Annotated in this window: 22 protein-coding genes, 1 tRNA gene and 4 pseudogenes; 10 read left to right on the top strand and 17 right to left on the bottom strand. The window is 38.0% G+C overall.

Annotation, left to right across the window (positions count from 1 at the left end; translation table 11 throughout):
* Positions 1-8: 8 nt before the first annotated feature.
* The 13 genes and pseudogenes from ArsFIN_RS01480 to ArsFIN_RS01420 form a co-directional block, all read right to left on the bottom strand.
* Entirely contained in the window at positions 9-1,085 is a 1,077-nt protein-coding gene (locus ArsFIN_RS01480) for an EscU/YscU/HrcU family type III secretion system export apparatus switch protein (RefSeq protein WP_026822619.1), read from the bottom strand.
* Entirely contained in the window at positions 1,085-1,852 is a 768-nt protein-coding gene (gene sctT, locus ArsFIN_RS01475; protein ID WP_034249513.1) for a type III secretion system export apparatus subunit SctT, read from the bottom strand. Before sctT ends, ArsFIN_RS01480 begins: the two co-directional genes overlap by 1 nt.
* A 5-nt stretch (positions 1,853-1,857) precedes the next feature.
* A pseudogene (gene sctS / locus ArsFIN_RS01470) lies at positions 1,858-2,118 on the bottom strand (type III secretion system export apparatus subunit SctS).
* A 1-nt stretch (position 2,119) separates the two neighbouring features.
* Positions 2,120-2,800: an EscR/YscR/HrcR family type III secretion system export apparatus protein gene (locus ArsFIN_RS01465; RefSeq protein WP_026822621.1), complete on the bottom strand. Its 681-nt coding sequence runs from the start codon at positions 2,798-2,800 to the stop codon at positions 2,120-2,122.
* Between the two features lie 5 nt (positions 2,801-2,805).
* Entirely contained in the window at positions 2,806-3,702 is an 897-nt protein-coding gene (locus tag ArsFIN_RS01460) for a FliM/FliN family flagellar motor switch protein (protein ID WP_026822622.1), read from the bottom strand.
* On the bottom strand, positions 3,699-4,715 hold the full coding sequence (locus ArsFIN_RS01455) for a SpaN/EivJ family type III secretion system needle length determinant (protein WP_026822623.1): 1,017 nt from the start codon (positions 4,713-4,715) through the stop codon (positions 3,699-3,701). Before ArsFIN_RS01455 ends, ArsFIN_RS01460 begins: the two co-directional genes overlap by 4 nt.
* A complete protein-coding gene (locus ArsFIN_RS01450) occupies positions 4,708-5,157 on the bottom strand; it encodes a hypothetical protein (protein WP_026822624.1) in 450 nt (149 codons plus the stop codon). The genes ArsFIN_RS01455 and ArsFIN_RS01450 overlap by 8 nt, the downstream gene beginning before the upstream one ends.
* On the bottom strand, positions 5,141-6,439 hold the full coding sequence (gene sctN / locus ArsFIN_RS01445) for a type III secretion system ATPase SctN (RefSeq protein ID WP_026822625.1): 1,299 nt from the start codon (positions 6,437-6,439) through the stop codon (positions 5,141-5,143). The genes ArsFIN_RS01450 and sctN overlap by 17 nt, the downstream gene beginning before the upstream one ends.
* Positions 6,440-6,445: 6 nt before the next feature.
* The gene (locus ArsFIN_RS01440; protein WP_026822626.1) at positions 6,446-6,862 is read right to left on the bottom strand and encodes an InvB/SpaK family type III secretion system chaperone; all 417 of its coding nucleotides are present in this window, start codon (positions 6,860-6,862) and stop codon (positions 6,446-6,448) included.
* A 19-nt stretch (positions 6,863-6,881) separates the two neighbouring features.
* A complete protein-coding gene (locus tag ArsFIN_RS01435) occupies positions 6,882-8,930 on the bottom strand; it encodes an EscV/YscV/HrcV family type III secretion system export apparatus protein (RefSeq protein ID WP_026822627.1) in 2,049 nt (682 codons plus the stop codon).
* 22 nt (positions 8,931-8,952) lie between these two features.
* Positions 8,953-9,996, bottom strand: a complete 1,044-nt coding sequence (gene sctW, locus ArsFIN_RS01430; protein ID WP_051296991.1) for a type III secretion system gatekeeper subunit SctW — start codon at positions 9,994-9,996, stop codon at positions 8,953-8,955.
* 38 nt (positions 9,997-10,034) lie between these two features.
* Positions 10,035-11,717: a type III secretion system outer membrane ring subunit SctC gene (gene sctC / locus ArsFIN_RS01425; RefSeq protein ID WP_051296992.1), complete on the bottom strand. Its 1,683-nt coding sequence runs from the start codon at positions 11,715-11,717 to the stop codon at positions 10,035-10,037.
* A complete protein-coding gene (locus ArsFIN_RS01420) occupies positions 11,707-12,462 on the bottom strand; it encodes a helix-turn-helix domain-containing protein (protein ID WP_051296993.1) in 756 nt (251 codons plus the stop codon). Before ArsFIN_RS01420 ends, sctC begins: the two co-directional genes overlap by 11 nt.
* Before the next feature lie 438 nt (positions 12,463-12,900).
* Here ArsFIN_RS01420 and ArsFIN_RS01415 point away from each other — a divergent pair, with 438 nt between their 5' ends.
* From ArsFIN_RS01415 to ArsFIN_RS27100, 10 genes and pseudogenes are all read left to right on the top strand, one after another.
* Positions 12,901-13,332 (top strand): hypothetical protein, encoded by a 432-nt coding sequence (locus ArsFIN_RS01415; protein ID WP_026822628.1) that lies wholly within the window; start codon positions 12,901-12,903, stop codon positions 13,330-13,332.
* Positions 13,333-13,415: 83 nt separating this feature from the next.
* On the top strand, positions 13,416-13,766 hold the full coding sequence (locus tag ArsFIN_RS01410; RefSeq protein ID WP_026822629.1) for a hypothetical protein: 351 nt from the start codon (positions 13,416-13,418) through the stop codon (positions 13,764-13,766).
* Positions 13,767-13,797: 31 nt separating this feature from the next.
* A complete protein-coding gene (locus ArsFIN_RS01405) occupies positions 13,798-14,037 on the top strand; it encodes an EscF/YscF/HrpA family type III secretion system needle major subunit (protein ID WP_034249518.1) in 240 nt (79 codons plus the stop codon).
* Positions 14,038-14,046: 9 nt separating this feature from the next.
* The gene (sctI, locus tag ArsFIN_RS01400; RefSeq protein ID WP_026822630.1) at positions 14,047-14,313 is read left to right on the top strand and encodes a type III secretion system inner rod subunit SctI; all 267 of its coding nucleotides are present in this window, start codon (positions 14,047-14,049) and stop codon (positions 14,311-14,313) included.
* 2 nt (positions 14,314-14,315) lie between these two features.
* Entirely contained in the window at positions 14,316-15,050 is a 735-nt protein-coding gene (sctJ, locus tag ArsFIN_RS01395; RefSeq protein WP_051296994.1) for a type III secretion system inner membrane ring lipoprotein SctJ, read from the top strand.
* Positions 15,050-15,628 carry a hypothetical protein gene (locus ArsFIN_RS01390; protein WP_026822631.1) on the top strand — a complete coding sequence of 193 codons (579 nt, stop codon included), beginning with the start codon at positions 15,050-15,052 and terminating at the stop codon, positions 15,626-15,628. The genes sctJ and ArsFIN_RS01390 overlap by 1 nt, the downstream gene beginning before the upstream one ends.
* On the top strand, positions 15,609-16,310 hold the full coding sequence (locus ArsFIN_RS01385; protein ID WP_026822632.1) for a hypothetical protein: 702 nt from the start codon (positions 15,609-15,611) through the stop codon (positions 16,308-16,310). The genes ArsFIN_RS01390 and ArsFIN_RS01385 overlap by 20 nt, the downstream gene beginning before the upstream one ends.
* Positions 16,311-16,408: 98 nt before the next feature.
* Positions 16,409-16,493: transfer RNA gene (locus ArsFIN_RS01380), tRNA-Leu, on the top strand.
* 198 nt (positions 16,494-16,691) lie between these two features.
* Positions 16,692-16,976, top strand: a pseudogene (locus ArsFIN_RS01375) (Arm DNA-binding domain-containing protein); the annotation flags it as partial.
* 68 nt (positions 16,977-17,044) lie between these two features.
* A protein-coding gene (locus ArsFIN_RS27100; protein WP_135677420.1) for an IS3 family transposase occupies positions 17,045-18,204 on the top strand; the annotation gives its coding sequence in 2 pieces (ribosomal slippage) (positions 17,045-17,324 and positions 17,324-18,204; 1,161 coding nt in all).
* A 112-nt stretch (positions 18,205-18,316) separates the two neighbouring features.
* On the opposite strand, the pseudogene ArsFIN_RS26910 reads toward ArsFIN_RS27100, so the two are convergent.
* The 4 genes and pseudogenes from ArsFIN_RS26910 to ArsFIN_RS01350 form a co-directional block, all read right to left on the bottom strand.
* Positions 18,317-19,183, bottom strand: a pseudogene (locus ArsFIN_RS26910) (restriction endonuclease subunit S); the annotation flags it as partial.
* Positions 19,176-20,810: an HsdM family class I SAM-dependent methyltransferase gene (locus tag ArsFIN_RS01360; protein WP_026823224.1), complete on the bottom strand. Its 1,635-nt coding sequence runs from the start codon at positions 20,808-20,810 to the stop codon at positions 19,176-19,178. The gene ArsFIN_RS01360 and the pseudogene ArsFIN_RS26910, both read right to left, overlap by 8 nt.
* Positions 20,804-23,902: pseudogene (locus ArsFIN_RS28680) on the bottom strand (type I restriction endonuclease subunit R). The gene ArsFIN_RS01360 and the pseudogene ArsFIN_RS28680 overlap by 7 nt, the downstream one beginning before the upstream one ends.
* A 2-nt stretch (positions 23,903-23,904) precedes the next feature.
* Positions 23,905-24,111 (bottom strand): helix-turn-helix domain-containing protein, encoded by a 207-nt coding sequence (locus ArsFIN_RS01350; RefSeq protein ID WP_026823223.1) that lies wholly within the window; start codon positions 24,109-24,111, stop codon positions 23,905-23,907.
* Positions 24,112-24,595: the final 484 nt, after the last annotated feature.

Below are 24,595 nucleotides of genomic sequence, written 5' to 3'. Positions count from 1 at the left end.
CAAAAGTATTAAAGTTTTTGCTCACTGTTTTCTGTCTCTATTGGTGAATTTTCCAGTATGGCGGCCATTTCAACCTGCTTTAACCAAATAAAAATATCAATCACATCAAGTAAATCTTGTTTTACTACGGTTTCGTATAATCGGTAGCGGTGATAAATTTGGCGTGCCAATTTGATGTTACGCACAATTGGGATACCTATCTGTTTGGCATAGGCTTGTACCGCTAGTGCATATTGGTTCGCCATGCGAACCGCTACTAGTGGTAATATGCTGTTATCAGGATCAAAATAGATACCAATGGCAATATGAGTCGGATTGGCTAATATCATTGATGATTGTGCTATTGCTTGTTTAGTTTCTGCGTTGAGTAGTTCTTGATGAGCACCGCGACGAGCCGATTTTATTTCTGGATTACCTTCGTTTTCTTTGTATTCCCGTTTTACCTCGTGCTTTTCCATTTTCATCTCGCTGTGATGGAGAAAATATTCACACAGGGCGTCTAGAAACAAAATAGGGAGTGAAAATAGCAGAAAAAATAAGACAAATTTCAGCGTTAAAATACGCCAATCATAAATAATATGCCAAATCGTTTTTCGTTGAGTGAATAATAGTGTCGATTGGTATGATTGAATAAAAAAATAGCAGCTACTGATAAAAATAGCTAAAAATAGTAATGCCTTGAACAGGTTTTTGAGAGCTCGTTTATCCACGAGACGTTTTATTCCTTGCACGATATCCAGTTTTTTAAAATCTAACTTGATAGCCTCGGTTGCCAGGATAAATTTTGACTGAATCAGTGATGGAATAATGGCCGCTAATGCACTGATAAATATCACTGGTAGGACAATCGATAAAAATAAAGAAATTAATGCATTGATAAAACTTTGTGGGTTAATATTGTGAGGATTTAATAAAATATGTTGATAAAAATAAATAAATTGATCTAATTCGAGATAGAACCCTAATACACAGGTGCCAGCAAAGTAGGCAAAACCGGAGACTAAATCTTTGCTTTTAAAGGATTGACCTTTTTTAGCTGAATCACGTAATTTTTTGGCTGTTGGTTTTTCTGTTTTTTCTGCCATCAGTTACCCACTATAATTATTGCTGAAATTGAAGGCGGGAGCACTGAAATAAATGCTTGAGGTAGCGTCGTATTGAACAGAATAAATAGTAGGCCAAAAGCAACGATACTTTTAAGTGTCAATGATAAAGAGAATGCATTTAATTGCGGGCAAAATAGTGAATAAACGCCCAAGCCGATTTCTAGCATGAACAGTGCGATTAATAACGGTGCTGATAGGGTTATTGCTAACATAATGAAACGAGTTAACCATTTCCCTAAGGCGAATAAATCAACATAATTAATTGGGCAACCGATAGGCAGTTGTTGATAACTTTCAATTATTGTCGCGACAAATTCGATCATGCCGCCTTGATTGAGAAACCACCCAACACAGAACATATTGATTAATGACGCGAGTGAAGAAGATTCAGATCCAGTGGTTGGATCAAGCATATCACCAATACTGGCTCCCCTTTGGTTATCAATAAATTCACCTATCGCTGAGGCTAGCCAAAAAGGTGTAGCCATCAAGATGCCCATAGTTAAACCAATAAAGAGTTCAACAGCGGATAACGCAATGAATTGGCTGGTTGATTGCCATGTTGGCATGACTATCAATGGTGATAAACAAAGGGTAAGTAATAAAATGATAATTCCTTTTAAGGATAAATTGGTTAGTATGCGATCACTTAAAAAAGGCAACATAAAGAATAGTGGTGCCAGACGGGCAAAAATTAGTAAATAATTGAGTAATGAATTTTGTAGCGCTAAATAAAGTTTCATCATTGCGGTCAGATCCCAGCGCTGAAACCAAGATTAAACATTTCAGTTGCATAAGCGATAACTTTTTCCGTCAACCAACCCGCTTACATTAATAAGCAGATAAAAACGGCCACCAGTTTTAAACCGAAAGGTAATGTTTGCTCCTGGATCTGGGTAACAGTTTGTAATAACCCAATAATCAAGCCAATAGCGGTAGCGACCAGCACAGGTAATAATGACAGGATCAGGATCAAATAAAGCCCTTTACTCATTGCATAACTCATATCCATATTATTTGACTGCCATTAAGTCTAAGTATTGCGAAATTAGCCCTTTTGATAATAAAGACCAACCATCCATGGCAACAAATAACACCAGTTTAATGGGTACCGATAAGGTAATTGGGCTCATCATCATCATGCCTAAAGCGAGTAGAATACTTGATACAACTAAGTCAATGACCACAAAAGGTAAGTAAAGATAAAAGCCGATAATAAATGCGCTTTTGATTTCACTCAGGGCATAGGCGGCTAGTAGAGGAATAAGAGAGCCATTTTCCATTGAGTTATCAATTTGATTTTCTGGTTGGGGAACACGTTCTTGCGCGGCGACAAAAAAATTAACGAGTTCTGGATCGGCGTATTTATGTAGATATTGGCGATAGTCCTGTAAACTCTCATCTAAAAATTGATCAAGTAGTATGGGATCAGTAAAACCATGCGGATTTTCCGTTTGATAATTAACACTATAGAGATAAAAATTTTTGGCTAATGGCGCCATGATAAACAGTGACAAAATTAAAGCAATCGCATTTAACACCATATTGGATGGCACTTGCTGTACACCTATGGCATTCCTGACCATGACAAATACAATGGAAAACTTTAAATAACAGGTTCCTGCTGCAATCAAAAAGGGAAGCAACGTGGCAATTGACAGCAGAATGATGATAGAAACAGGATTATCTGTCATGGTAGTTAGCCTTCTTGCTCGGTTGACAATAGTGTGTGTAATTCAACAGCAAGTTGTTCACCGACCTGAATCAATTCGCCTTTGGCAAAAATTTGACCGTTAATTTCCAAAGCGATTGCACAATGAGCATCACTATTAAGTCTAAGTTGTGTGCCTGTTTGCCAGGATTTTATCGTATTTAAACTAAAGGTCTGCCGTTGTAAGATAAAATTTACTTTCAACGCTAGCTGGTTTAAATCAAAAATAGCAGTAGAGGATTCAGGGCTAGCATTATGATCATCCTGATCAGAAGTAACGGGTTGTTCTAACATAATATTTCCTTGAGGTTGCCAGGTGTAGTGAAATAGCGGTAACGTTTCGACGCTAAGATAGGTTAGGGATTGTTGCAGTAATAAAATATCGCCCGTTTGTAAAGTGCGAAAAAGTTGCTGTTTTAGTCGACTATAACCAATAGAAAATCTAACCTGTAAGGGTAAGTTGGCATAGCCGTTCTCCTTTAACGGTGCAGTACCATTGGTATCAACAATCAATATCTGGCCTAATGAGCTCGTTATTCTAATGGCATCAATCGGTTGTTGCAGGCAGTCAAACTGGGTGACTTGAATTTGAAATTCACCTAATTGCGGAATTGAGATAGTGGTAAGTTGTTCTTGTAACAATTCAATTAGATAGCTGGCCGGAATAGAAAGCCAGGGCAGTGGCGCTAACATCGTTAAGTATTGGCTGAGTGCGATCTCAATCGGTAAATAAACGGTTAACTGTAATTTCGGTTGTTGTAACAGTAAGACGAAGCAGTAGCTATCAGTAATAATCTCTTCACCGGGATAATGCGCTGAAAGTGCGATAAATGCGGGTTTTTTATCTGCATACCTGCTGGTTCTAAGTGATAATTTGCCCTTCATGATGATTCATCACCTGATTCATCACTGTTATTGAGTGTGATATTGAGCGTGTCAAATAAGGATACTGCCGATGGAGATGCTCTTTCGTTTAAATGGCGTTGAAGTATCGACATAACATGGCTATTTGATGCCATAAGTTGAAGATGGTGATTAGTAATCCGATAAATATCAACGTGATGAGTACCTTGCCATTGAGTGAATGTGTAACGTAATTCAGCTTCAGGCAATGAATGGTTAAATGGCATAGCGGTTGTTGCTGTTTTGGCCGGAAGCTCTGCCGTTGTGTTATTTTGATAGCTGGCTGCCGTTGGCAGGGTTGGCCAGCTAGCAAAAGGAGATGAACTGTCGCTATTAGCTAAGTTGTTACTATTATCGGTAACTGATTGGCAATTTTCTTGCCCTGCAAGTTCTATGTTATTTAACTCATTTATAATCGTTGGCGATAAGTCGTCTTCTTTTACCGTTTGATGACTAGTACTTTTCAAATGAGTATCACCCGCGGTTAAAAATGATTTAGCAACGGTCTCTTCCTCGATTAGTACAAGTCTATTGTTATCATGATGTTTGGCGGCGGTGGTCAGTTTAATTTTTACACTAATTGGTTGGTTTTCCTCGGTATCGCTAATTAGAGTCTGTTTTTCTATCGCTCGCTGATTAATCGGATAGCTTTTTTGATCGGTATCGACGGTTATCGAATGAGGCTGGCAGCTTGAGCGAAAGAAATTTGTTGTTTCAATGTTGCTGAAAGGTAGGTTAATAGGAATCACTAACTCAGTGGCAGGCAACTCTTGTTGTTCTTGTTGTTGATCATAAACCGTTATTTCAGTTGGTAGCGCGCTAACAAGAATGGATTGTAATAAGGTTAATCTTTCATCAATTGCTTTTGATAAATAGGTATTATTTATCTGTTCATTATGGCAATCCGATGAAGAAAAGCGAGTGCATGGATTATCTGGTAAATAAGATGAACTACTAATAATCTGTTGGGGTTGATGAGTATCAATATTAACCATAAATTGCTAATTCCTGTAATTGTATCTCTTCTCGCGAAGCGATTTTTAAGCGATGGCATTTTTTTGCCTGCTGATAGCAATGCTTTAATTTTTTCTCTTTTTTTATCAAGTTGAATTGTTGCTGTTGAAGCAAATTTTTTTGTTGATCCAGTTGGGTTATATTCTGTTCTATTAATGCTATTTCTGCCTGTACTTGATTCGTTTGTGCTTTCACTATCGCTTGCTTCCTTTTACTGTCAAACAAGCCGTTATAGGCTAATTGCCCGACAGGCTCTAATGTTTTGGCTTGTTCGATTAGTTGTGTAAATAAAAAACAAGCTTGTTGATGTCGATGCTGTTCATTAGTTATTTCTCTATTAATTTTGGCGATGGCTGACGCTAATCGAGTTTGTTTTTGTTGTAGTAATTTGATTGGAGTTTCAAATTTACGCCACGATGTCATAAAGCTCCTTAACCGATTGAGAAAACGAACAAGATTGATGCCATGATTGTTGCAAAAACTGTTCGATGGCACTTTTCTTCTTGATAACTTGGTCATGATCATCATTTTCTCCAGTACGATACTCCCCCAATTCTTGTAAGAGTTTTAATGATGCTAACTGGGTAAGACAATGCTGAAAGTTTCGTGCAGCTGTTTGCTGTTGTTGCTCAGTAATTTGTTGAAACAGACGACTGGTACTGCGCAAAATGTCGATAGCCGGGTAATGACCTTGTGCTGCTAACTGTTGCGAAAGGTAAATATGGCCATCGAGAATAGAACGTATTTCATCGCCAATCGCATCGGGTTCTTCTTCATTTTCCAATAAAATGGTATAAAAAGCGGTTAATGCGCTTTTTTGGGTATTACCAGGCCGCTCGAGTAATGTGGGGAGTTGTTCAAAAACCGAAGCGGGGAAACCTTTGCGAACAGGCAGCTCACCCGAAGCTAAGGCAACATCACGTAAAGCACGGCAATAGCGGGTAATTGAATCGATAAACAGAATGACATGTTTATTTTGATCACGAAAATATTCTGCTACGGTGGTAGCCACTAAAGCGGCATTACAGCGATCAACAGCAGGTTGATCTGAGGTTGAACTAATAAGAATTGTTTGACTACCACGAGGTGAGCGTTTTAATTCATCAACAAATTCAGTAACTTCTCGGCCTCTTTCACCAATCAACGCGATAACGAAGATATCAGCTTGCGCATAATTAATTAGCATATTCATTAATATGGTTTTGCCACAACCCGCGGCAGCAAAGATGCCTAATCGTTGTCCTACACCGCAGGTTAATAGCCCATCAATCGCGCGAATACCGGTGGCAAAATAGTTAGTGATAGGTTTTCTGCTTAAGAAATCTGGCGCGTTGGTATTAACTGAGCGTCGACAGCGAGTAGCATTCGATGCTATTGGTGGCGCAAAGCGTAAGATGGGGTGACCTGCAACATCTAACATGGTTCCTAATAACGTTTCATTTAATTGAATGGAGAGTGTATGGCCTGTTGGCTCAATGGCTGTCGTTAAAGAAAGTCCAAGGGAAGAACCCATTAAGCTAAGTAATGCTTGTTGGTGGTGAAAACCGATCACTTGCGTTTGCCCGATCGTTTGCGGACTGCCAGGATAGGGTTTTAATAAGCAAATTTCGCCGATAAAAACTTTTCTTAATGGCGCCTCAATAATGTTTCCCTGAATGCGTACCGGGTAGGCAGCGGGGTAAAAGGGCATAAAGTTGATGTTCATTGCCAGTTAACCAATCAATAATTTGTTGATATTGAGCATATATTGAAAAAAATTGTCGATGGCTTCGGCAAATTGCGTCGGATCTTCTAGCGCTGTGGTTGAGAAGTTTGCTCGTAATTCAAGTATATTTTCATCATTGAGAAAATAAGCGGGTTGTCCTGGATAAAAAAAAGGCAAATGGTTACTAATAATGCATGCTAATAAGGGTTCACTGAGTTGTCGAATAACATTGAACTCTACATATCCCAGGTTAGCCCATATGATAGGTAAGTCATTTACCATAGCGATATGAATATCAGGTAACTCTTCTAATTCAAGCGTGATAGTAGAATGATTATTGAGTTGATGCCCTTGAGGAAATAAATCCGGTTTTCCCATTGTTTTGATTGCATCGGTGACAAGTGAAGCAAGATCCATTTGCATAATTCTGTCCTTGAGTTGATTAAATTGTTTTTATGATATTGACCTCAGTTCCTTCGGTGATCTCGGCAAAAGAGAGCACATTGAGACCAGGATAATGGGTTGCTAAAATTTTTGTTATAAAACGACGTACATCGACTGAGCAGAGTAAAACTATCTTAGGGGTAGTATAATTCTCTTTAATTGCGACTAATAACCTATCTTGTACCAGATCCAATTGAGCAGGTTCGAGATTTAAAAAAGAGCCAGCCGAAGTTTGTCGTATTCCTTGACGAATAATTTCTTCCAGTTCTGCTGAAACGATTAGCACATGCAATTTTTGTTGAAAGATAAAACTAGCTGTAATGTAACGTGCTAAAAGTGTTCGAACTTGTTCAACTAACATAATCGGATCTTTTTCTTTAGGCCCCCATTGCACTAGCCCACCTAAAATTATCTTAATATTACGAATCGATATCTGTTCTTGTAGTAGTCGTTGTAATACTTCGGTAATACGTTGGATCGATACATGGCGATAACACTCTTTCAATAATTCAGGATATTTCCTTTCTAATTGATCTAATAAATCTTTCGTTTCTTGAATACCAAAAAATTCGCTGATATTACGAGTTATCACCTGACTGAAGTAACAGTAAAACTCGCTGATATCACTGGCAAACAGATAGCCTAGCGGTTCTAATTTATTTTTCTCTTCTTGCTGTACCCAGTAGTAGATTTCGCCTTGTTTCTGAGTTGTTTGGTTTTTAAGTCCCAACTGACCAAACTCATTGGTTTTATTAAGCACGCGATAACTTTGAAAAATAATATGAAACTCTGCGCTTTTAACTTCATTGACTAAAATAATGACTTTATAGGGCTCTAATTCGGCAGAATAATTAATAATAAAGTCAGGTAATAACAAGCCATATTGGATTAAGATTTGATTTTTTAACCACTGGGTTAATTGATTATTTTCAATATAATCTTTATGTTGCTCAGAGATTGAAATAATCAATGGCACCGCTTCATGATAAGAAATATCCCCATTAGATTGAGACTGAACATTATTTTCTCTATTATTAATACTACTATGTTGACTAATAATTTTTTTCTGATTTTTAGTTATTTTTTTATTAGCTAAGGTTTTTCTTAAATAGGAGGCGCTGATTAATATTGATAGCAATATAAATATCAGTGTTGGAAAACTAGGTAAAAAACCCATAATAAACGTTAAAACCGCGGTAATAATTAAAGAAAAATCATGGGAAAACAGCTCCTTGATAATATTTTGACCCAAATTTTTCTGCGTTCCTCCCACTCTAGTGACAATAAAACCGGCACTGATTGAGATCAGTAAAGCCGGGATCTGGGCGACTAATCCGTCACCGATGGTTAGCATGGTATAAGTTGTCAATGCTTCACTAAAACTAAAGCCCATCTGTACCATACCAACAGAAATACCGCCTAAAAAGTTGACAAAAATAATCACAATGCCAGCAATAGCATCTCCCTTAATAAATTTCATGGCACCATCAAAGGCGCCGTATAATTGACTTTCTTGTTCAAGCTCAATGCGGCGGTGCTTGACACCCTCATTGTCAATAATGCCAGATTTTAAATCAGCGTCGATGCTCATCTGTTTACCCGGCATGGCATCAAGCGAAAAACGGGCAGCAACTTCGGCTACTCGTTCAGAGCCTTTGGTGATTACAATAAATTGCACTACGGTTACGATAGCAAAAATCACCAATCCCACGACTAAGTTGTCACCAATCACAAATTGACCAAAGGAAGTAATAATGTCGCCAGCATCGGCATCGAGCAAAATCAGACGGCTAGTGCTAATAGATAGTGCCAGTCGAAATAAGGTAGTAATCAACAACAGAGCGGGGAAACTAGTGAAATGAATGATCTTGGTAATGTAGAAAGAACTCATTAATACTAATAGTGAAATGACAATATTTAAGCCGATCAGCAGATCAACAATATAAGTCGGCAGTGGTAATATTAGCATGGCAATCACTAAGATCATGATACCAAGTACGATAAGTTCAGGCTTGTTTCTAATTTGCAACAAAACTGATTGCAACATATTGCGTTCCCTGCTGTGAAAATTAAAGATGACTTAAGCTTTTTTCTTTTTGATAAAGTAAATCAAGTAATGCAAGTAATTGTGATAGCGTTCTTTCTCTGATGTCAGGGCTTAAATAGATTTCTATGGTTATCGATTTAAATGCAGCCATGAGTTGTTGCAGTAATAAAATATGTTGATTGATAACAATGGTTAGTTGTTTATTAGCAATAATATCTCGGATGATAACCATCATTGCTTCCGGATCACTTAATCCCTTAATAAAAATAGCTAACCAGCTAATTTGAGCATCTGGCTGGATTAAAAAAGGTAGATTAGAGCAGTAAGCGAAAAAGATTTTGTCAGCAGAAGAGAGTTGTTTGATCCGGCCTAAAGTGGATAGATAGACAGCAAATTCGGGCATAAAAGCGCAACTAGGCGACAATGCTTGCATATCACAGAGTAACGACTGCAAAACAAAATCAATAATTAAAAAACGTTTATCATAGCCGTATTGATTAACCCACTCCTCATAAAACCATAGCGGTTCAATATCTTGGCTAATGAAATCGCGGTATAACTGGCGAAGTTGCATCGCACTTAATGCGGTTTGATAGCTAAATTGTTTAGCTTTTAACGCAATATTGATACCTGCTCGGGTTGCTTTTGCTCGTTGATGAGTACCTTGACAAAGTGCCTGAATCTCGGCTTCAATCTCGATGGCCAATGAGGCAGAAAAGTAGCGCCGGCGTAACAGCTCTTTTAGCACTGAGACAAAGTCACTATCATCAGGAAAAAACTGGCGCAGTAAGGCTAAAATATCAGCTAATTTATTATTTTGATTGTTTAATAATTTGATCGCTGCAGCCAGTTTTCTATCTGCATTATCTTCCAAAATACGGCTATTTATTTCGCTACTATCCTGTTGCTTCTTTTGTAGATCTTGGCGGCGATTAAATTGACTCATGGCCATTGACATATCATCCATAATATCTAATAGCTGGTGGTGGTGATTGACGACCATTGCCGTAGGTTTGGTTGTTTCAATGTCAGATGAGTGTTGCGTCTTTGGTTGCTGGCGTAACAAAACTGATGAGCTAATTTTATTGATGTCTACTATTTTTATTACCTATTCTCATCATTGATATAAGTATAAAGCGGGTCAATAGCCGCCTGGGTTTGAGCATCAACCGGCTTAAATGGATTTTTTCCTAGTGAGTCATTCAACAGATTTTTTCCCTTAACCAATCTGGGCTGCAGCATAAAAATACGCACCATTTTTTTATTGGTTGTACTGCTAAAGCGAAATAATCCACCTATCCATGGGATATCGCCAAGTAATGGGATCTTACTCTCACTGGAATCAATATCTTCTCTAGTGTAACCACCAATCAGCAAACTATCGCCTTGGGCAACACGAGCCACTGTACTGATATTGGTGCGATTAATGACAGGCAACGCATCAATTTTTTCTGTTTCACCGCTGTTGGTTTTTTTTTCAGCGCCATCTTCCAAATTGATAACCATCTCAATTTCATCGCCGGTAGGTGAAAGGCGAGGGACGACACTTATCATGGTGCCAAATGTGGCAGACTCTAACGTGGCAATACGCTCGCCACGTACTTGAGCGTAGAAGGTAGTGCTATTATCAAAGATCGCAGGTGTATTTTCTTGCGTTAGGATTATAGGACGGGAAACCATATGGGCACTTCCTTCCATACTCATTGCCCGTATTTTGGCTAAAAAATGTATCCCGGCTGCTGCACTAATATCGCTGGTATTAAGTAAAAAGTTACCATCTTTAGAGTGATAACTGCTTTGCCAATCAATACCTAGCCGATCGGCTTCGTGTTTAGCAATATCGATGATCCACAATGACAGCTCAACTTGCCGTTTCGGTTGATCAAGACGCTGGATCATTTCATTGATCAATTGAATACCTTGAATACTGCCCTTGGCTAATAGACTATTAGAACCGGGTAAAGGTATTAATTCGATCGATTCTTTGCCAACACGAGTAACAAAGGAGGGTTCTGGTTCATATTGTTCGTCAATGTTTGCGGTTTTTTTGTCCGTTTGACTTGCTGTTTGCGTGTTGGATTGAAAAAGTTGTTGTAGAACGCTACTGATGCCAGGTAAGACTAATTTTTCTCCCCGGATAGCGTAGCTTCTATCGTTGACAAAGGTATTTTTTAAAGCAAAGATGTGAACATAATCATTATCAAAGCGCTTTTCTTCAATAATATCCTGTTTTAATTGTTGTGCTTCTTGATCCAGATATTCTGCCGCAGCTTGAACCAATTTCATATAAATTGGCGGCCCAGAGACATAAAAGGTTTTATTATTGCTACCTCCGCGTAAGGGATAACGTGGATCGTAAAGCCTAATGGCATGTAAATACTCTTTTACGCGCTTAAAATCGATCTTTTTCAGATTAAGCATCTGTTGTTTCATTTCACTTCCATCGTAAATATAAATGACATTACCATCATTAAAATAGATAAATGCCATGCGACGTACGAAGGTATCAAAAGCGGTTTTAGGTGATGAAACATCAAATCGACCTGAAATTCGCTTCTTTTTGACTGCTGAACTGAGAATAAAAGGTTTATTCAATTTATCGGATAATACGTCAAAAAATTGTTCAACCCGACTATCAACCGCAATAAATAGATCATTATCCTGTTCAATGTGCTCTTTGAGTAAAACATCGTCTTTTAAATTTGAAAATGTCGTTGCTTGATTAGGAAAAACAATCAATAAAAAACAACATGAAACGATGGCCTGCAATAACGGGCTAATCTTCATAGAATGACTTCCTTATCAATCTAAATGACTTAGGTGTGGCACCAAAAATAACTTTTATCTCTTTTGATAGATGTGAAGCGGAACTAAAACCGTAATCCAGAGCTATATTGGTTAGGGGTTTATTTTTTAGAATTATTGATAAGATTGCTGAAGTCGCTCGCCATGAACGTAACTGTTTTTTACCACAGAGACCTAAATATTGATGACAAAGGCGCCTAAAATGGGTCTCTGAAACGCCATACTTCAGGCGAATTTCCGTTATATTATTAACATTTTGTTTCATTTGATTAAGTAGGTGACGGGTTATCCAATAGCATTCATGATTTCTCATCGCTTCAATTAACGGCTGCAATTGAGTCTTATAAGGGGTTAGCAGTGAATTGATGAGTAAAGTTTGAATATCCTTTCCTGCGCAAGCATCGAGAATATACATGTGATTTTTAGTAATTACTGATTGATTAGAATAATTGGGAAGATTGTGATTAGCTAAAGCATAATCGATGTAAGCAACCAATTTTATACAAGAAAAAATATCTGCTTTTTCTATTGTCCAGTGATTATGGATAGGTTTTATTGTTGAAACCTGTTCCAGGGATAAAAATATTTGTTTATCCGTTAAATGATAATATTGATTCTGTTTGTCTTTTACAATCCCAAATGAATTATTAGGAATATATAAAAATAAAAAATATTTAATGTTTATATTATTAATATCTATTTTATTTTTAGGTATAAAATAGTTCATATATTCCTTCCCTGATAAATCTAATTTATAATATAAGTAAGTTTTATAATATGATGTTTAACTTGTTAGCTTTAAATTTTTTGTTAAAATGATACACTACTCTTCATAAGAAAAAAAATATAAATATATAAATAAAAAAATCAAATTTAGTCTTTGATGTATTTTTTTTATTTATAATTTTTCAAGATAAATAATGATAAAGGTATATTAAATATTTTAATAATTTCAATATAGATAAATTACATGAATATAAATGATAACTATGTGATTCGTTTTTTTACTGGGAAACTCAGTGGTATGCTCTTTTCGTTAATACCCGGCCACTATCAAATTATTGTTGGCAATGAATAAAGTATTCGACAATGGTCAGAACAACATAATAATAAAAACGATAACGATTTTATACAACTTTATGTACCCACTAATCAGCAAAATAAGTTGATTATTATTGATGTTAATTTGCCTAATCTAGATAACCAACGGGATAGTTTTTGCTATAGTATAAATGAACAAAATATGCCGGCTAAGTCATTTGAAGCTAAATTCAATTACCCAACTTTCTGGCAAAAAATACCACTATTTGCGATAAAAAAAGTTGATGAAAAATGGTGTGATGAGTGTGAGGATTTGTCGTGTTTAATTGAGAAATCCCATAAATCAAATAAAAATTACTTGATAAAAATAGCAACCACTTTTTTATTGCTTGTCTTATTTTTATTCTGTTATTATGTATTCTCTTATGAGGTCAATATTAATAAAAAATCTTTATTTTCTAGAGGAGTAATTAATCACTCACAATCATTTAATTGTGATCAATTTTTGAATAAAATAAATAATATAAAAAAATTGTTGATGAAATTAATAATTTAATCCCTAATACGGAACATTTTTATTTCCATATAGTAAATTATAATAGTGTTTCATTTATTTATCAGAATAAAAAAACTAAAGAAATGATTAAACAATTATTGAATAAATATCAGCCATGTCAATTTAATGTGAATGCTATTTTATTATCTGATTTAATTAATTATGTGGATAATGAAATTTCAAATAGAGTAAAAAGTTATAAATTATGGTTATCTGAGAAAGGATTAGTTATTCAATTGGGTGAAGTGCTTACGGAAGACGCAATTTATCAATTGAAATCGCAATTAAAACCTTATCAAACTCAACTGGGAAAAAATTTTTTCCAATTTCTATTACCTGAAGAGCAGGAAACTCAAGTAGAAAAAACGCAACTTAAAAGTACCAAGGGATATATTTTTGTTCAGCCGGAACACCGATACTTTCCCGCTGGATAATTATTAACATTATTGGAAAGGAGATCCTTTTATGTCAATCAAGAATAGTACCATTGGAGAGATACTTATCAAGACTGGAACGAAATCTAGTGAATATCAAACAGATATTAACAATGCGGTTGAAAGATTGAAGAAAGATCCATCCAATTCAGCAGATTTGGCCGAATTTCAGGCAGCGATGGCAGGATACAGTATTTTACTGAACTACATATCAACGACCATTAAGACACACAAAGAGAATGCACAGACTATATTGGGTAATATGCGTTAAGGATAAATGATGAATATCAATAGCATAAGTAATATTTCTGCCATGACTGAATCTGTTGACGGAGAATCGATGACGTTACAACAAGTCATCAGTAAGGCATATCGTCAACACCATCAGGTTGAACAGCAAGTTGCTGATACATTACAAATAGACGATCTCTCTTCACTGCTTGCTATACAGCAAACTACACATGATTATCAGCTGGAAATGTCATTGTTGAGTACCTTAGCACGTAAGGCATTAACAACCGTTGAAACGGTTATAAAGGCGCAATAACCGTGACAACACTCTTTCGCCATATGCGCTTTTTTATCACGCTATCTCTTCTCATTTTGCTTTTATCTGGTTGTCATGATGAAGCATTACTGAATTCGTTGACCATTACACAGGCAAATGAAGTACTGGCAGTTTTGCAAAAACATCACATAACGGTCAGCAAAAGTGCACAGGGAAAAGGGCTCTATAAAATTAATGTGGCGAAAGAGGATTTGCCTGCTGCGGTACAGTTATTACAAGAATATCAATTACCTTCGCCAGAACGGCTTGAGATTTCCCAATTATTCCCTGCTGATGCCTTAGTTAACTCACCACAAATTGAAAAAGCCAGGTTAATTTCAGGTATTGAACAGCGGCTTGAACAATCTTTGATGGCACTGGACAAAATAGCTGATGCGCGTGTCCATCTTAGTTACCCTATTGCAGCTAATAACCGTAGTCAGGCACCGATGAAAGCCTCAGTTATCGTATTTTATCATGATGAAAACCAAGATATTGATGAATTAAAATTGGGAATAAAAGCATTTATTAAAAATGCGATCAGTGAATTGGAGCCGCAATATATTACGGTGTTCTTAATTCATAAAATATCACCAACAATTCCTTCTTATACTGAAAAAAATGTCTCTGGCGGATCATATTATTTATATGTTCTATTACTCTTTATCATAATAATAGTGGGTGGTTTGATCTATTGGGGCATTAAACGTAGGTCAGCAACCTCAGCTCAACAATAATGAAACAACAAACTTTTAATTTGATAAAAACAATAATGTATCAACCAGCCAGTTCTATTCATCACTCATTTGGTTACCCACCCTATGATAAGTTAACGATGGCGGAAAAACGGATCTATGATCAACAGGTAATGGTGCGCTTTCAATTGCCAACCGCGCTCGATTTTGAACTTGATGATAACTTACATGCACAGTTATATATTAATTATTGGTCGAGGCTACCCATCGCTGCTTTGTATTTAGGTGGTTTATATCAATCGCCACAGCTGATGATCGCCAATCAACTCACACAATTGCCAGAACAATTTAGTCAATTTTTATCCTGGGCCAGATTGCTGTTACCGCCACAAAAAAAACAAATTGTCCCGTTAATCGCCACTTCTTATTCACAAGATGAACTAACTAAGTGTGGTATGTGGGCAATAATACCATTAATTGAAAAATGCTCCTTGGCATTAACTGCCCGCTTTAGTCTACTGTTTAATAAAAATTATCCACAGTGCCAAGCCAATACTGTTTTACCAGTTAATTATTCATTATTAAAAGCAACGCTTAATTATGTTACCTACACGACCTGAAAAATTATTGACTCAAGCGATTGATAATGTCTTGATCCGCGCTAAGTTCAAACAGAGCCATGATTATCATGAGCGACTGATCAACCAGGCCAAAAAACAGGCGAAGAAAATAATTATTGCCGCGCAGACAGAAAAAGAAAAAATATTTAACCAGGCCAAAATTCACGGTTATTGCCAAGGTATCAACCAGACATCTACTGCGTTAGCCTTATTTATTCAGGCATACCAAGACCTAAATCACACCCTCTATAACGATATAATTAAACAGATAGAGCAAACATTAATTCAATTTCTATTAACCGAACCGGTGATTGAACAACTGCTGCTTAATCTAATGGCTAAAATTGACCTACAACAGCAAAGCAAAATTTATCTACCGGAAAAACTGGCAACCGCATTCTCTGAACGCTGGTCAGACAAATTTAGCAACCTAAAACTCACTAGCCACAAAGAAAACGGCATAGTGCTAGAAATGGGTAATGAAATTCTCTACTTCTCGCCGGAAAAAAGTGTTACCGAAATGATGAAAAACATCATCGCCGATCAACAGATCGCCGCCAGCAACCAGCAGCAAATAGATTGCATCACTGAATTGCAAGAAAACTTAGCCAAAACGCTACAACAACAGTTTGAAGACTATCTGACAGCCAGCGAGCAAAGCTTGCCCAAAACAGATAGATGATGGCTTTTTAAGCACTTAACGCCATCGGCGAACAATAACAGTTGCGCCTGACGAGATGACAAGTATAATAGCGCCGTTTTCCACAATTCTCCCTCCATGCCGAAGTGGCGAAATTGGTAGACGCAGTTGATTCAAAATCAACCGCCTTCGGGTGTGCCGGTTCGAGTCCGGCCTTCGGCACCATCGGAACATCAATAGAGGTCAACGGACGTCTTTTTTTGTGCCTGAAATCCAGTATCCGCAAGGCTTTCCTCGCTTTTTCACTCAACCTAAGTCAACCTGATTCAATCTACATCAACTTACTGATGTGGGTACAACTGCGGGTATATCCCGGTTCGATAATGTTTGTACCCATACAGAACCCTTGAAAGGATACTCATCATGGCTCTGAGTGATGTGAAGGTTCGTAAGGCAAAGCCTGAAGCAAAAGCTTATAAGCTGACGGATGGTGACGGCATGGTTTTGCTTGTTCACCCGAACGGTTCGAAATATTGGCGGCTGCGTTATCGCTTCGGCGGCAAAGAAAAGATGCTTGCTTTAGGGAAATACCCTGAAGTGTCGTTGGCGGATGCCCGGGCACGTCGTGATGACGCCCGTAAGCTGTTAGCTAACGGCGTCGATCCCAGTGAGAATAAGAAAGCCGTCAAAGTAGAGCAGGAACAAGAGGTGTAGTGGTCTAATAAAACTGTAGAGATTTATAGCTTATAATTAAGCAAAATCTTATAGGTATAAATATGACCCGAAAAGTAAAAGTAACCTTTAGCGGAAAGCAAAAACTGGAATATGCAAAACTCATGGTTGAAGGTGGATATAGCAATATCCAAGTTGAAAAAATATCCGGTGCGGGTAAATCTGCCGTATCACGATGGAAGCAACAATATCTTGCCGAGTTAAATGGGAATACGCCTGTAAAATCAAAAGCGTTAACACCCGAGCAACAGCGCATACAAGAATTAGAAGTTCAACTTAAGCGTGCTCAGAGGGATAATGACATATTAAAAAAAGCCGCGGCTTACTTCATCCTCGACAATTAAAACTCAAAATCGTGAAGCAACTGAAAATCATGTACCCCAATTTTACGGTCACTGAGTTATGCCATCTTTTTGAAGTAAGCAGCAGTAGTTTTTATTATGAAACGAAAATACCGACAGTTGAAAATGAAAGACTGTGTGGCGAAATCAAACGTATTTTTTATACATCGGGTCAAATTTATGGCAAAAGACGTATTCAAGCCGAGTTAAAGGGTTTAGGGCACCAAATTGGCACTTATAAAATATCGAACATCATGAAATTAAATCAATTAGTTGCAATTAGACCAACGAAAAAGCACTACTATCACTCATCGGGTAACGAACATCGATATGCCCCTAATTTGCTTAAACGACAATTTTCCCCTGAACAGCATAATCACTATTATGTCGGGGATATCACGTATATTAGACATCACTATGGGTGGAGCTATTTAGCCTGTGTGTTGGATTTAGCCACCAAAGAAATTATTGGTTATGCCTTATCAACAAAACCGGATTCGAAATTAGTGAAAGAAGCCTTAGATAACGCAATTGAACGGCAATTACCGGATACGACAAGTTTGATGTTCCATTCAGATCAAGGTTGCCAATATTCATCGGAGGAGTTTAGGGCGCACCTCTTTGAACGGAAAATAACTCAAAGCATGAGTCGGCGAGGTAATTGCCTCGATAATGCCGTGATGGAAAGATTTTTTAGGAGTTTAAAGACAGAAAGACTTAACCGTTTATCGTTTATGAATCATCAATCTGTTGTCTGTGAAGTTGAAAATTATATTCAGTTTTACAATTATTATCGACGCCATTCAACGATTGGTTATTTAACGCCACATCAAAAATATCATGAACTAAAAAATGCCGCTTAGATCTTCTACAGAATTTGTTGACCATTACAAATATTGAAGGCCGGATATAACGAACGATGGAAATAACAACTGTTCCTTTAGGTAGTAAAGTTGCAGCAGAATTATCAATTCCAGATTGAGTAACCATCTGTTCAGCTGAAACAACAGGAAAAGATGCTGTTTCAGTTGAGCTAAGCCAGGGTATATTTGCATTTTCCCAGTAACTGTCAACTTTAGTTGATGGTGTGCCACCTAGTTCAATTTTTGTGACAGACCCAACCCTAGAAATCCCCCATCCTTCAGGTATTTCCCGTTTCAGAATTGAGTTATATACCATCTTCCCACCAGAGGTTTTATATGGTTTTCCATTAGCATCCGGGAAATCAAACTGCACAAACCAGTAGTCGTAAAGCGTTTTTGCCATTGCTTCCAGTTCGGTGTTGATGTGGTTGTTTAGATCGATTTTTTTGTCAATTAAAGAAAATATTTTTGATATTTTCTTTTGCTCAAAAATATCCTCAGGTAAAACAATTGGTAATGTTTTTATTATTCCCAAGTTAATAAGCGGAACTGTGCTTCCTGTATTTCTATCAACGATAGTCTTATATATCCAAGGGCTGGCTAGCCAGTAATATACATAGTTAGGGTCTGCTTTCTCAGGATCGATTCTTAATCTTAATTGCTTATTAGAAATTACATATCTATCATATTTTGAAGATTGCGGGATCATACCAACTTGACCGATAGTGCCCGCAGCAGTAAATAAAATATCACCTCTAATTGCATCAGCTTTCAATTCATTCGCTTTTTCTTCAGATAGAAATACAAAGCCTTCATCATTAAATTTTTTGAAATCGGTCGTCAGGTTATTCCCTCTGATAACAGGAACTCCAACATCCTGGAAAAAGCGCTGACCAATATTGCTACCAAATGGACCAGATATAATAGATCTGCCAGGTGCAGCAAGTTCATTGAGTTTCACAGTACGTAGTTTATTCATACTTCAACCCCGCCAACTGCTTCTTAATCTCCACTTCCAGCTCACGGGACTGACTGAACAAACTCTCCAGATTATCGGTAAACCCTTTCATTTTCTCGGCAAACTGTTCTGGTGTAATATCGACATACTCAATTTTGACATCAAAATACTGCCCGGCGCTGACCGAGTAATTTTTGGCCGCGATTTCATCGTAAGAAACCACCACGGAGAAATCGTCTTCGTTCCACTTGTTATTAAACACTTGGCAGATGTGCTTTTCTTCTTCGTCTGTTAGCACCGTTTTCTGGTTTTTACCGTCTTTAACCTTCTGACCTAAATTTGAAGCGTCGATCAGCACTACTTTCTCTTTGTTATTGCTGTCAATAAACAGGATAGAGACGTTGGTGCCGGTGGTAGCAAAAATATTGGATGGCATAGAAACGACACCGGCCAGCATTTTGTTTTTAACTAGATGTTCTCGAATGCCTTTGTCAATGCCAGACTGGGCGGTAATAAAGCCGGTCGGTACTACTACCGCCGCTTTACCGTTTGGTTTCAGTGACCAGATAATGTGTTGCAGGAATAGCTGATAAATCTCCATTTTGTCCCTGGCTTTGGCTTTAATTTTCGGTATCCCAGCAAAAAAACGTTGTTGGTTTTCTTTCGTATCCAGGTCGTTGCGAAAATCGCTGAAATCCATCTTAAATGGTGGGTTAGATACAATATAGTCAAAGCGTTTCAGCTGCCGACCCTCTTTATGATAGGGGTGCAGTATAGTATTGCCTTGAATGACGTTTGGAATGGAGTGAACCAAATTGTTAAGGATCAGGTTTAGGTGCAGCAGGCTAGAGGATTTTTGTGAGATATCCTGGGTAAAAATGCTGCAACGTTCTTCCCCGATGGCATGCGCTACGTTCATTAAAAGGGTGCCGGAACCGGCAGATGGGTCGTAGCAACTAACGTCACGCACTTTACCCTGCTGTTCTTTTGGCACTAGGATCTCGGCCATAATATGCGCCACGGCGTGCGGCGTGTAGTATTCGGCGTATTTGCCGCCAGAGTTGCTGTTGTAGTCTTTGATCAGGTATTCAAAGATGGTGGCGTAGAAATCGAATTTCTGATTAAAAATACGCTCGAAACTGAATTCTACCAATTTGTTAATGATTGCTCGGCAGAAATCGTCGCGTTTCGATTCGTCGGCGATATACTGGCTAAGGCGATCAAATAGCACCACTTTTGCACCGCCGTCAGTTTTGACTGCGAAGACTTCGTTATTGGTGATAGCAATATCCATCAGGGTATCGTCAAAAGTTTTGGCGAAATCTGCGGTGTTTTGTTGGCTAAACAGCGAGCGAATAAAATGGTGTGGCTTCAGATGAGCGGTATCAGCGCTCATTTTTTGCTGTAGTTTGTCCAGTTGCTCCTCGTTCATTTGGCTAAGGGCAGTTTCCCTGCTTTCTGCGCTGGCGATAGATTTATCAGCCTTTTTGGCTTCAAAAGCAAACTTATCGTTCAGAAATTTGTACAGAAATGTCTGCGTAATAATTTTGAATTCATTACCATCATTTTCAAGGCCGTAGTTAGCGCAGATACTTTTCAGGCTGTCTATCAGCTCTTTGGTTTTGTTTCTAAATTCCAATTCTACCACGTACGTGCTCCGGTATTAAATTCGTTCAGGTACTCTGTGACAATCAGGCGATTGATCTCCTTTGCCATTTGAGCCGACAGTTTTATATGGTGCTCATCTTCAAAGTGGGCGATCACACATGACACCATTTGTCGTTCAAGGTAACCTTCGTTGTTTAAAATATTACTGTTATTCAGCACTTTATTATCCGCATCTAGTTTAACACTCAGCAGTGCTTGGTAGATTTTACGCTCAGGCTCACTGGGGCGTCCATGTTCTCGCAACCGTTTATGGGTGCGCGCATATTTGACGTCGCCCCGGTATTTGTCGCGCAGCAGATTGTTCCGTCGGTTCAGCTCTTTGATGCGGCCATGAATTTTATTCAGTATACCAATATTCGCAACCATTTCGTTTTGAGTAATTTCGCTGAGTTTCTTTTTCTTGAATAGACGCTCTAGTTCTTCTTTTAAAGTAATAAATTGTGGATCCTGCTGATCAAAATTGTTGGCTAAGGCTTCACGAGTCCGGCGCAGAGTATCTTTCAGTTGGTCGGCCAGCACCAGTTCTTCTTCACCGATTTTGTGAAATTCAAAAATAACTTCTTCTAGAGCCTGATTGAGAAGTCCAGAAATATCTACACCTTGTTCCAAATCTGCTTTCAGATTGAGTAAATCCAGGCGGTGGCAGGCTTCGCGATATAGGACGTTTAGTTTGTTGAAATCTAGTTGCTGAAGTAACTCAATATTGCCTTGCAGCCGAATTAGGTTGTAGAGGCTTCTGGCATCAGCTAGCGTATTTTTTAACGTCAGCATGGTTTGCCGATCTTCAATCTGACTTATCTGATCGGTAAAAATTTCAGCATTCAGGATATCAAATTGGAACAGGACGTCTTTGATCTGTTCAATTTCCTGCTTAATCTCTTCTTGAGACTTAAACAGCCGGGAGTAATGTTCCATCTCATCACCCAACTCGGACTGAAGCTCTTCAAAGTAGGCTTTATTGGTTGCGTCAAATTCCTGACGAATGTCGGCGAAATCTACTACATAACCGTAGCGGAAATCTTTATAAGTACGGTTAACTCGAGTCAACGCCTGTAACAGGTTATGTCTACGGATCACGCGTCCCAAATAGAGCTTTTTCAGGCGCTTGGCATCGAATCCGGTTAGCAGCATGTTATAAACAAACAGCAGATCGATATTACCCGCCTTAAAATTTTCCATCCACTCTTTACGTTGTTGCTTTGTTCCCACATCATGTAGGATCAAGGCGGCACTTTTGATGTCTTGCTTTTTACTCTTTGTTGAAAGGTAGAGCGTTTCAGGTTCAGCGGCGTGAGCAATGGGGAACTCCTCATCTGTTTTTGTCGTTGTTTCAGCATATTGCGCATTGAAGAGCGCAAACATCTTTTTGCCTGTTCTGAACTGTCACAGATCACCATACCACCAATAGTATCATCATTTAAGGCTCCCCGACTTTTGGCAAAGTCAGTGATGATGTAATCTAACATGGGTTTGACGAAACTGGAGTGGGCATAAATAAGTTTACGATCGACGTCACCCATCTGGATTTCAACGTCTTTTAATGCTTGTTGCAGGACGATCCTATAATTGGTGGCGATCTCTTCACGGATCAAGCGTAATGTATAGCCATCCGCGATAGAGGCATTGTAGTAATATTTGTGGATATAATTGCCGAACAGATCGCGCGAGTTGTAGTCAGTTCCCAGCAATGGTGTGCCCGTTAGGCCGATTTTGATGGCATCGGTATCTGACTGACTTAAGTTAGCCAGAAAACTACCTGCGGGGTTATAACTGCGATGAACCTCATCTAGAAAGTAGACTCGTTGAATGTTGAGATCATAATCTTTGCTCGCAACCACATCCGATTCATGCTGAAATTTTTGAATGTTGACAACGGTTATTTCCGCTTTACCCTGGTGATTGTGGATCACTTGAGTGGTTTTAATATCCTGGGAGAAGGCGCTCCGTGAGTTGATGAGGTGAACTGTTAAGCCCCGGGCAGTAAACTCCCGCTGTGCCTGTTGTAGTAAATCCAGCCGATCGACAATGAAATAAAATTTAGCGATCACCTGCTTTTTTTGAAAATAGTCGGTCAGGAAATGCACACTATAGTAGGCAAGTGCTGTTTTTCCGCTGCCTTGAGTGTGCCAGATAATCCCTTTTTTAACCTTCTCATTCAGTTTGCGCTCTATCGCTTTGGTTGCGAATAATTGCGGGTAACGCATGATGTGCTTCTGTATTCCATCTGGTTCTACAACATACGCCAGTGCATAACGTAGGATAAATGCCAACCTTGTTCAGCAAGGAGGTACAGATACGATTTGTTGGCCGGTTATGATCTTTGTTAGTTTGAAATTCCGGGCTGGTACGGATCACCTCAAGGTTATTATCTTTCAGTACCGCTAGTTCATCACTGTCCATTAATGGTTTTAATAATGCGGTAAGGTTAAAGAGTTCCTCTTCCCGAAAGTAATTGAACTCTAGTTTGTGGTATGAACTACTGGCATAAAAAGCACCTTGAATTAGCTCAGGATCGCTATCATCATACTCCATGTTATTGGAGAAAATCATAAACTGAGTAATGTTGGCAAAACGCTTGAATTTCGGATTTTGAAAACGCTCATTAATACGATTTCGTTCTGCAAGAATACCTTCTCGATTATTAGGCTTTTTAACTTCAATAAACACTAACGGCATGCCATTAATCAGCAGGGTGATATCAGGACGAAACTCTTCATCACCATTTTCATAAGTGAGTTCAGTGACAACATGGAAGCTATTGTTATTAAAATTTTCGAAGTCAATTAATTTTACATTAGAACGATCAGTGAGTTTTTCGAAAAATGCACGTCCTAAATCTTCATTATCAAGCAGCAGGGTCACATCTTTAAGAAGACGCGCGATATCATCAGGATTTGTATTGGTGTTAATTCTTGCAATGGAAGTTTTAAAGATTTCCGGAAAAATGTTAGTTACTTTATCCCAGCTCTGTCCTTTTAGTGAAAGATAGCTGTAACCTAGCCTTGTTAAGTGAAGAATTGTAGGGATCTTTACTCGGGTATCTTCGGTAAATTTGCTGATATTTTTATTCATTATCATTGCCTTGATACCCTCTCCAAGAACTCGTTTAATCCGTAATCAAACAGTATGCAAAGCTTATCAAGCGCATTAACAGCAAATGTCTGAGACTTCGCTTCGTACATTAGCGTGGTAGTATTACAGCTAACATCTATCTTACGGATAACATCTAAAATACGCATTTTATGCTTACCCTTTAAACGGGCTAATTGGCAGCGGCTCATGGCGTTTTACCATATCATCAGTTTTATCGAAATATGTTACCTTTTTTCGTGATAGGAATCGAATAGTTAGCTTAATATGATATTTTCTCATATTAACTTAAATTTTTGTGTTGGCTATAAAGTAGATGTATAGTTGAGCAGCAAATTCTTTATTTAACTTTGTCGTCATCTAAACAACACATAATCAGCCATAACCTAAGTTAATCCATAGTTTTATGGTTTATCTTATAATCAACCATATCACCAGCTGTTCTTTAGTTTTCATTTTCAACCGATTAAGCCAATCATCTAACAGAAAGCTTAGCATCAAATTATACCAATATAGCCATATTTGTTTGGGAGATAACTCAGGGTTATTGAATTGATTAAATCGGCTAATCAGTTTGTTGATAAAGGCGTGTTGGCCAAGATGAATACACTCGCCAGGCAAGATTAATCGCTACATATTTAGTTTTCAATATTGCTCAAATAAAACTTAACTTAA

Origin of the sequence: Arsenophonus nasoniae, from assembly GCF_004768525.1 — a bacterium.
GTDB classification, from domain to species: domain Bacteria; phylum Pseudomonadota; class Gammaproteobacteria; order Enterobacterales; family Enterobacteriaceae; genus Arsenophonus; species Arsenophonus nasoniae.
The sequence above is the reverse complement of the archived record's forward strand: the minus strand, read 5'-3'. Positions and strand labels throughout refer to the sequence as shown.

Bases quoted from the DNA above. Each gene is read 5' to 3' on its own strand.
- ArsFIN_RS01480 (WP_026822619.1), bottom strand. From the start codon at position 1,085: ATGGCAGAAAAAACAGAAAAACCAACAGCCAAAAAATTACGTGATTCA.
- sctT (WP_034249513.1), bottom strand. From the start codon at position 1,852: ATGATGAAACTTTATTTAGCGCTACAAAATTCATTACTCAATTATTTA.
- ArsFIN_RS01465 (WP_026822621.1), bottom strand. From the start codon at position 2,800: ATGACAGATAATCCTGTTTCTATCATCATTCTGCTGTCAATTGCCACG.
- ArsFIN_RS01460 (WP_026822622.1), bottom strand. From the start codon at position 3,702: ATGAAGGGCAAATTATCACTTAGAACCAGCAGGTATGCAGATAAAAAA.
- ArsFIN_RS01455 (WP_026822623.1), bottom strand. From the start codon at position 4,715: ATGGTTAATATTGATACTCATCAACCCCAACAGATTATTAGTAGTTCA.
- ArsFIN_RS01450 (WP_026822624.1), bottom strand. From the start codon at position 5,157: ATGACATCGTGGCGTAAATTTGAAACTCCAATCAAATTACTACAACAA.
- sctN (WP_026822625.1), bottom strand. From the start codon at position 6,439: ATGAACATCAACTTTATGCCCTTTTACCCCGCTGCCTACCCGGTACGC.
- ArsFIN_RS01440 (WP_026822626.1), bottom strand. From the start codon at position 6,862: ATGCAAATGGATCTTGCTTCACTTGTCACCGATGCAATCAAAACAATG.
- ArsFIN_RS01435 (WP_026822627.1), bottom strand. From the start codon at position 8,930: ATGTTGCAATCAGTTTTGTTGCAAATTAGAAACAAGCCTGAACTTATC.
- sctC (WP_051296992.1), bottom strand. From the start codon at position 11,717: ATGAAGATTAGCCCGTTATTGCAGGCCATCGTTTCATGTTGTTTTTTA.
- ArsFIN_RS01420 (WP_051296993.1), bottom strand. From the start codon at position 12,462: ATGAACTATTTTATACCTAAAAATAAAATAGATATTAATAATATAAAC.
- ArsFIN_RS01410 (WP_026822629.1), top strand. From the start codon at position 13,416: ATGATTAAACAATTATTGAATAAATATCAGCCATGTCAATTTAATGTG.
- ArsFIN_RS01405 (WP_034249518.1), top strand. From the start codon at position 13,798: ATGTCAATCAAGAATAGTACCATTGGAGAGATACTTATCAAGACTGGA.
- sctI (WP_026822630.1), top strand. From the start codon at position 14,047: ATGAATATCAATAGCATAAGTAATATTTCTGCCATGACTGAATCTGTT.
- ArsFIN_RS01390 (WP_026822631.1), top strand. From the start codon at position 15,050: ATGAAACAACAAACTTTTAATTTGATAAAAACAATAATGTATCAACCA.
- ArsFIN_RS01385 (WP_026822632.1), top strand. From the start codon at position 15,609: ATGTTACCTACACGACCTGAAAAATTATTGACTCAAGCGATTGATAAT.
- ArsFIN_RS01350 (WP_026823223.1), bottom strand. From the start codon at position 24,111: ATGAGCCGCTGCCAATTAGCCCGTTTAAAGGGTAAGCATAAAATGCGT.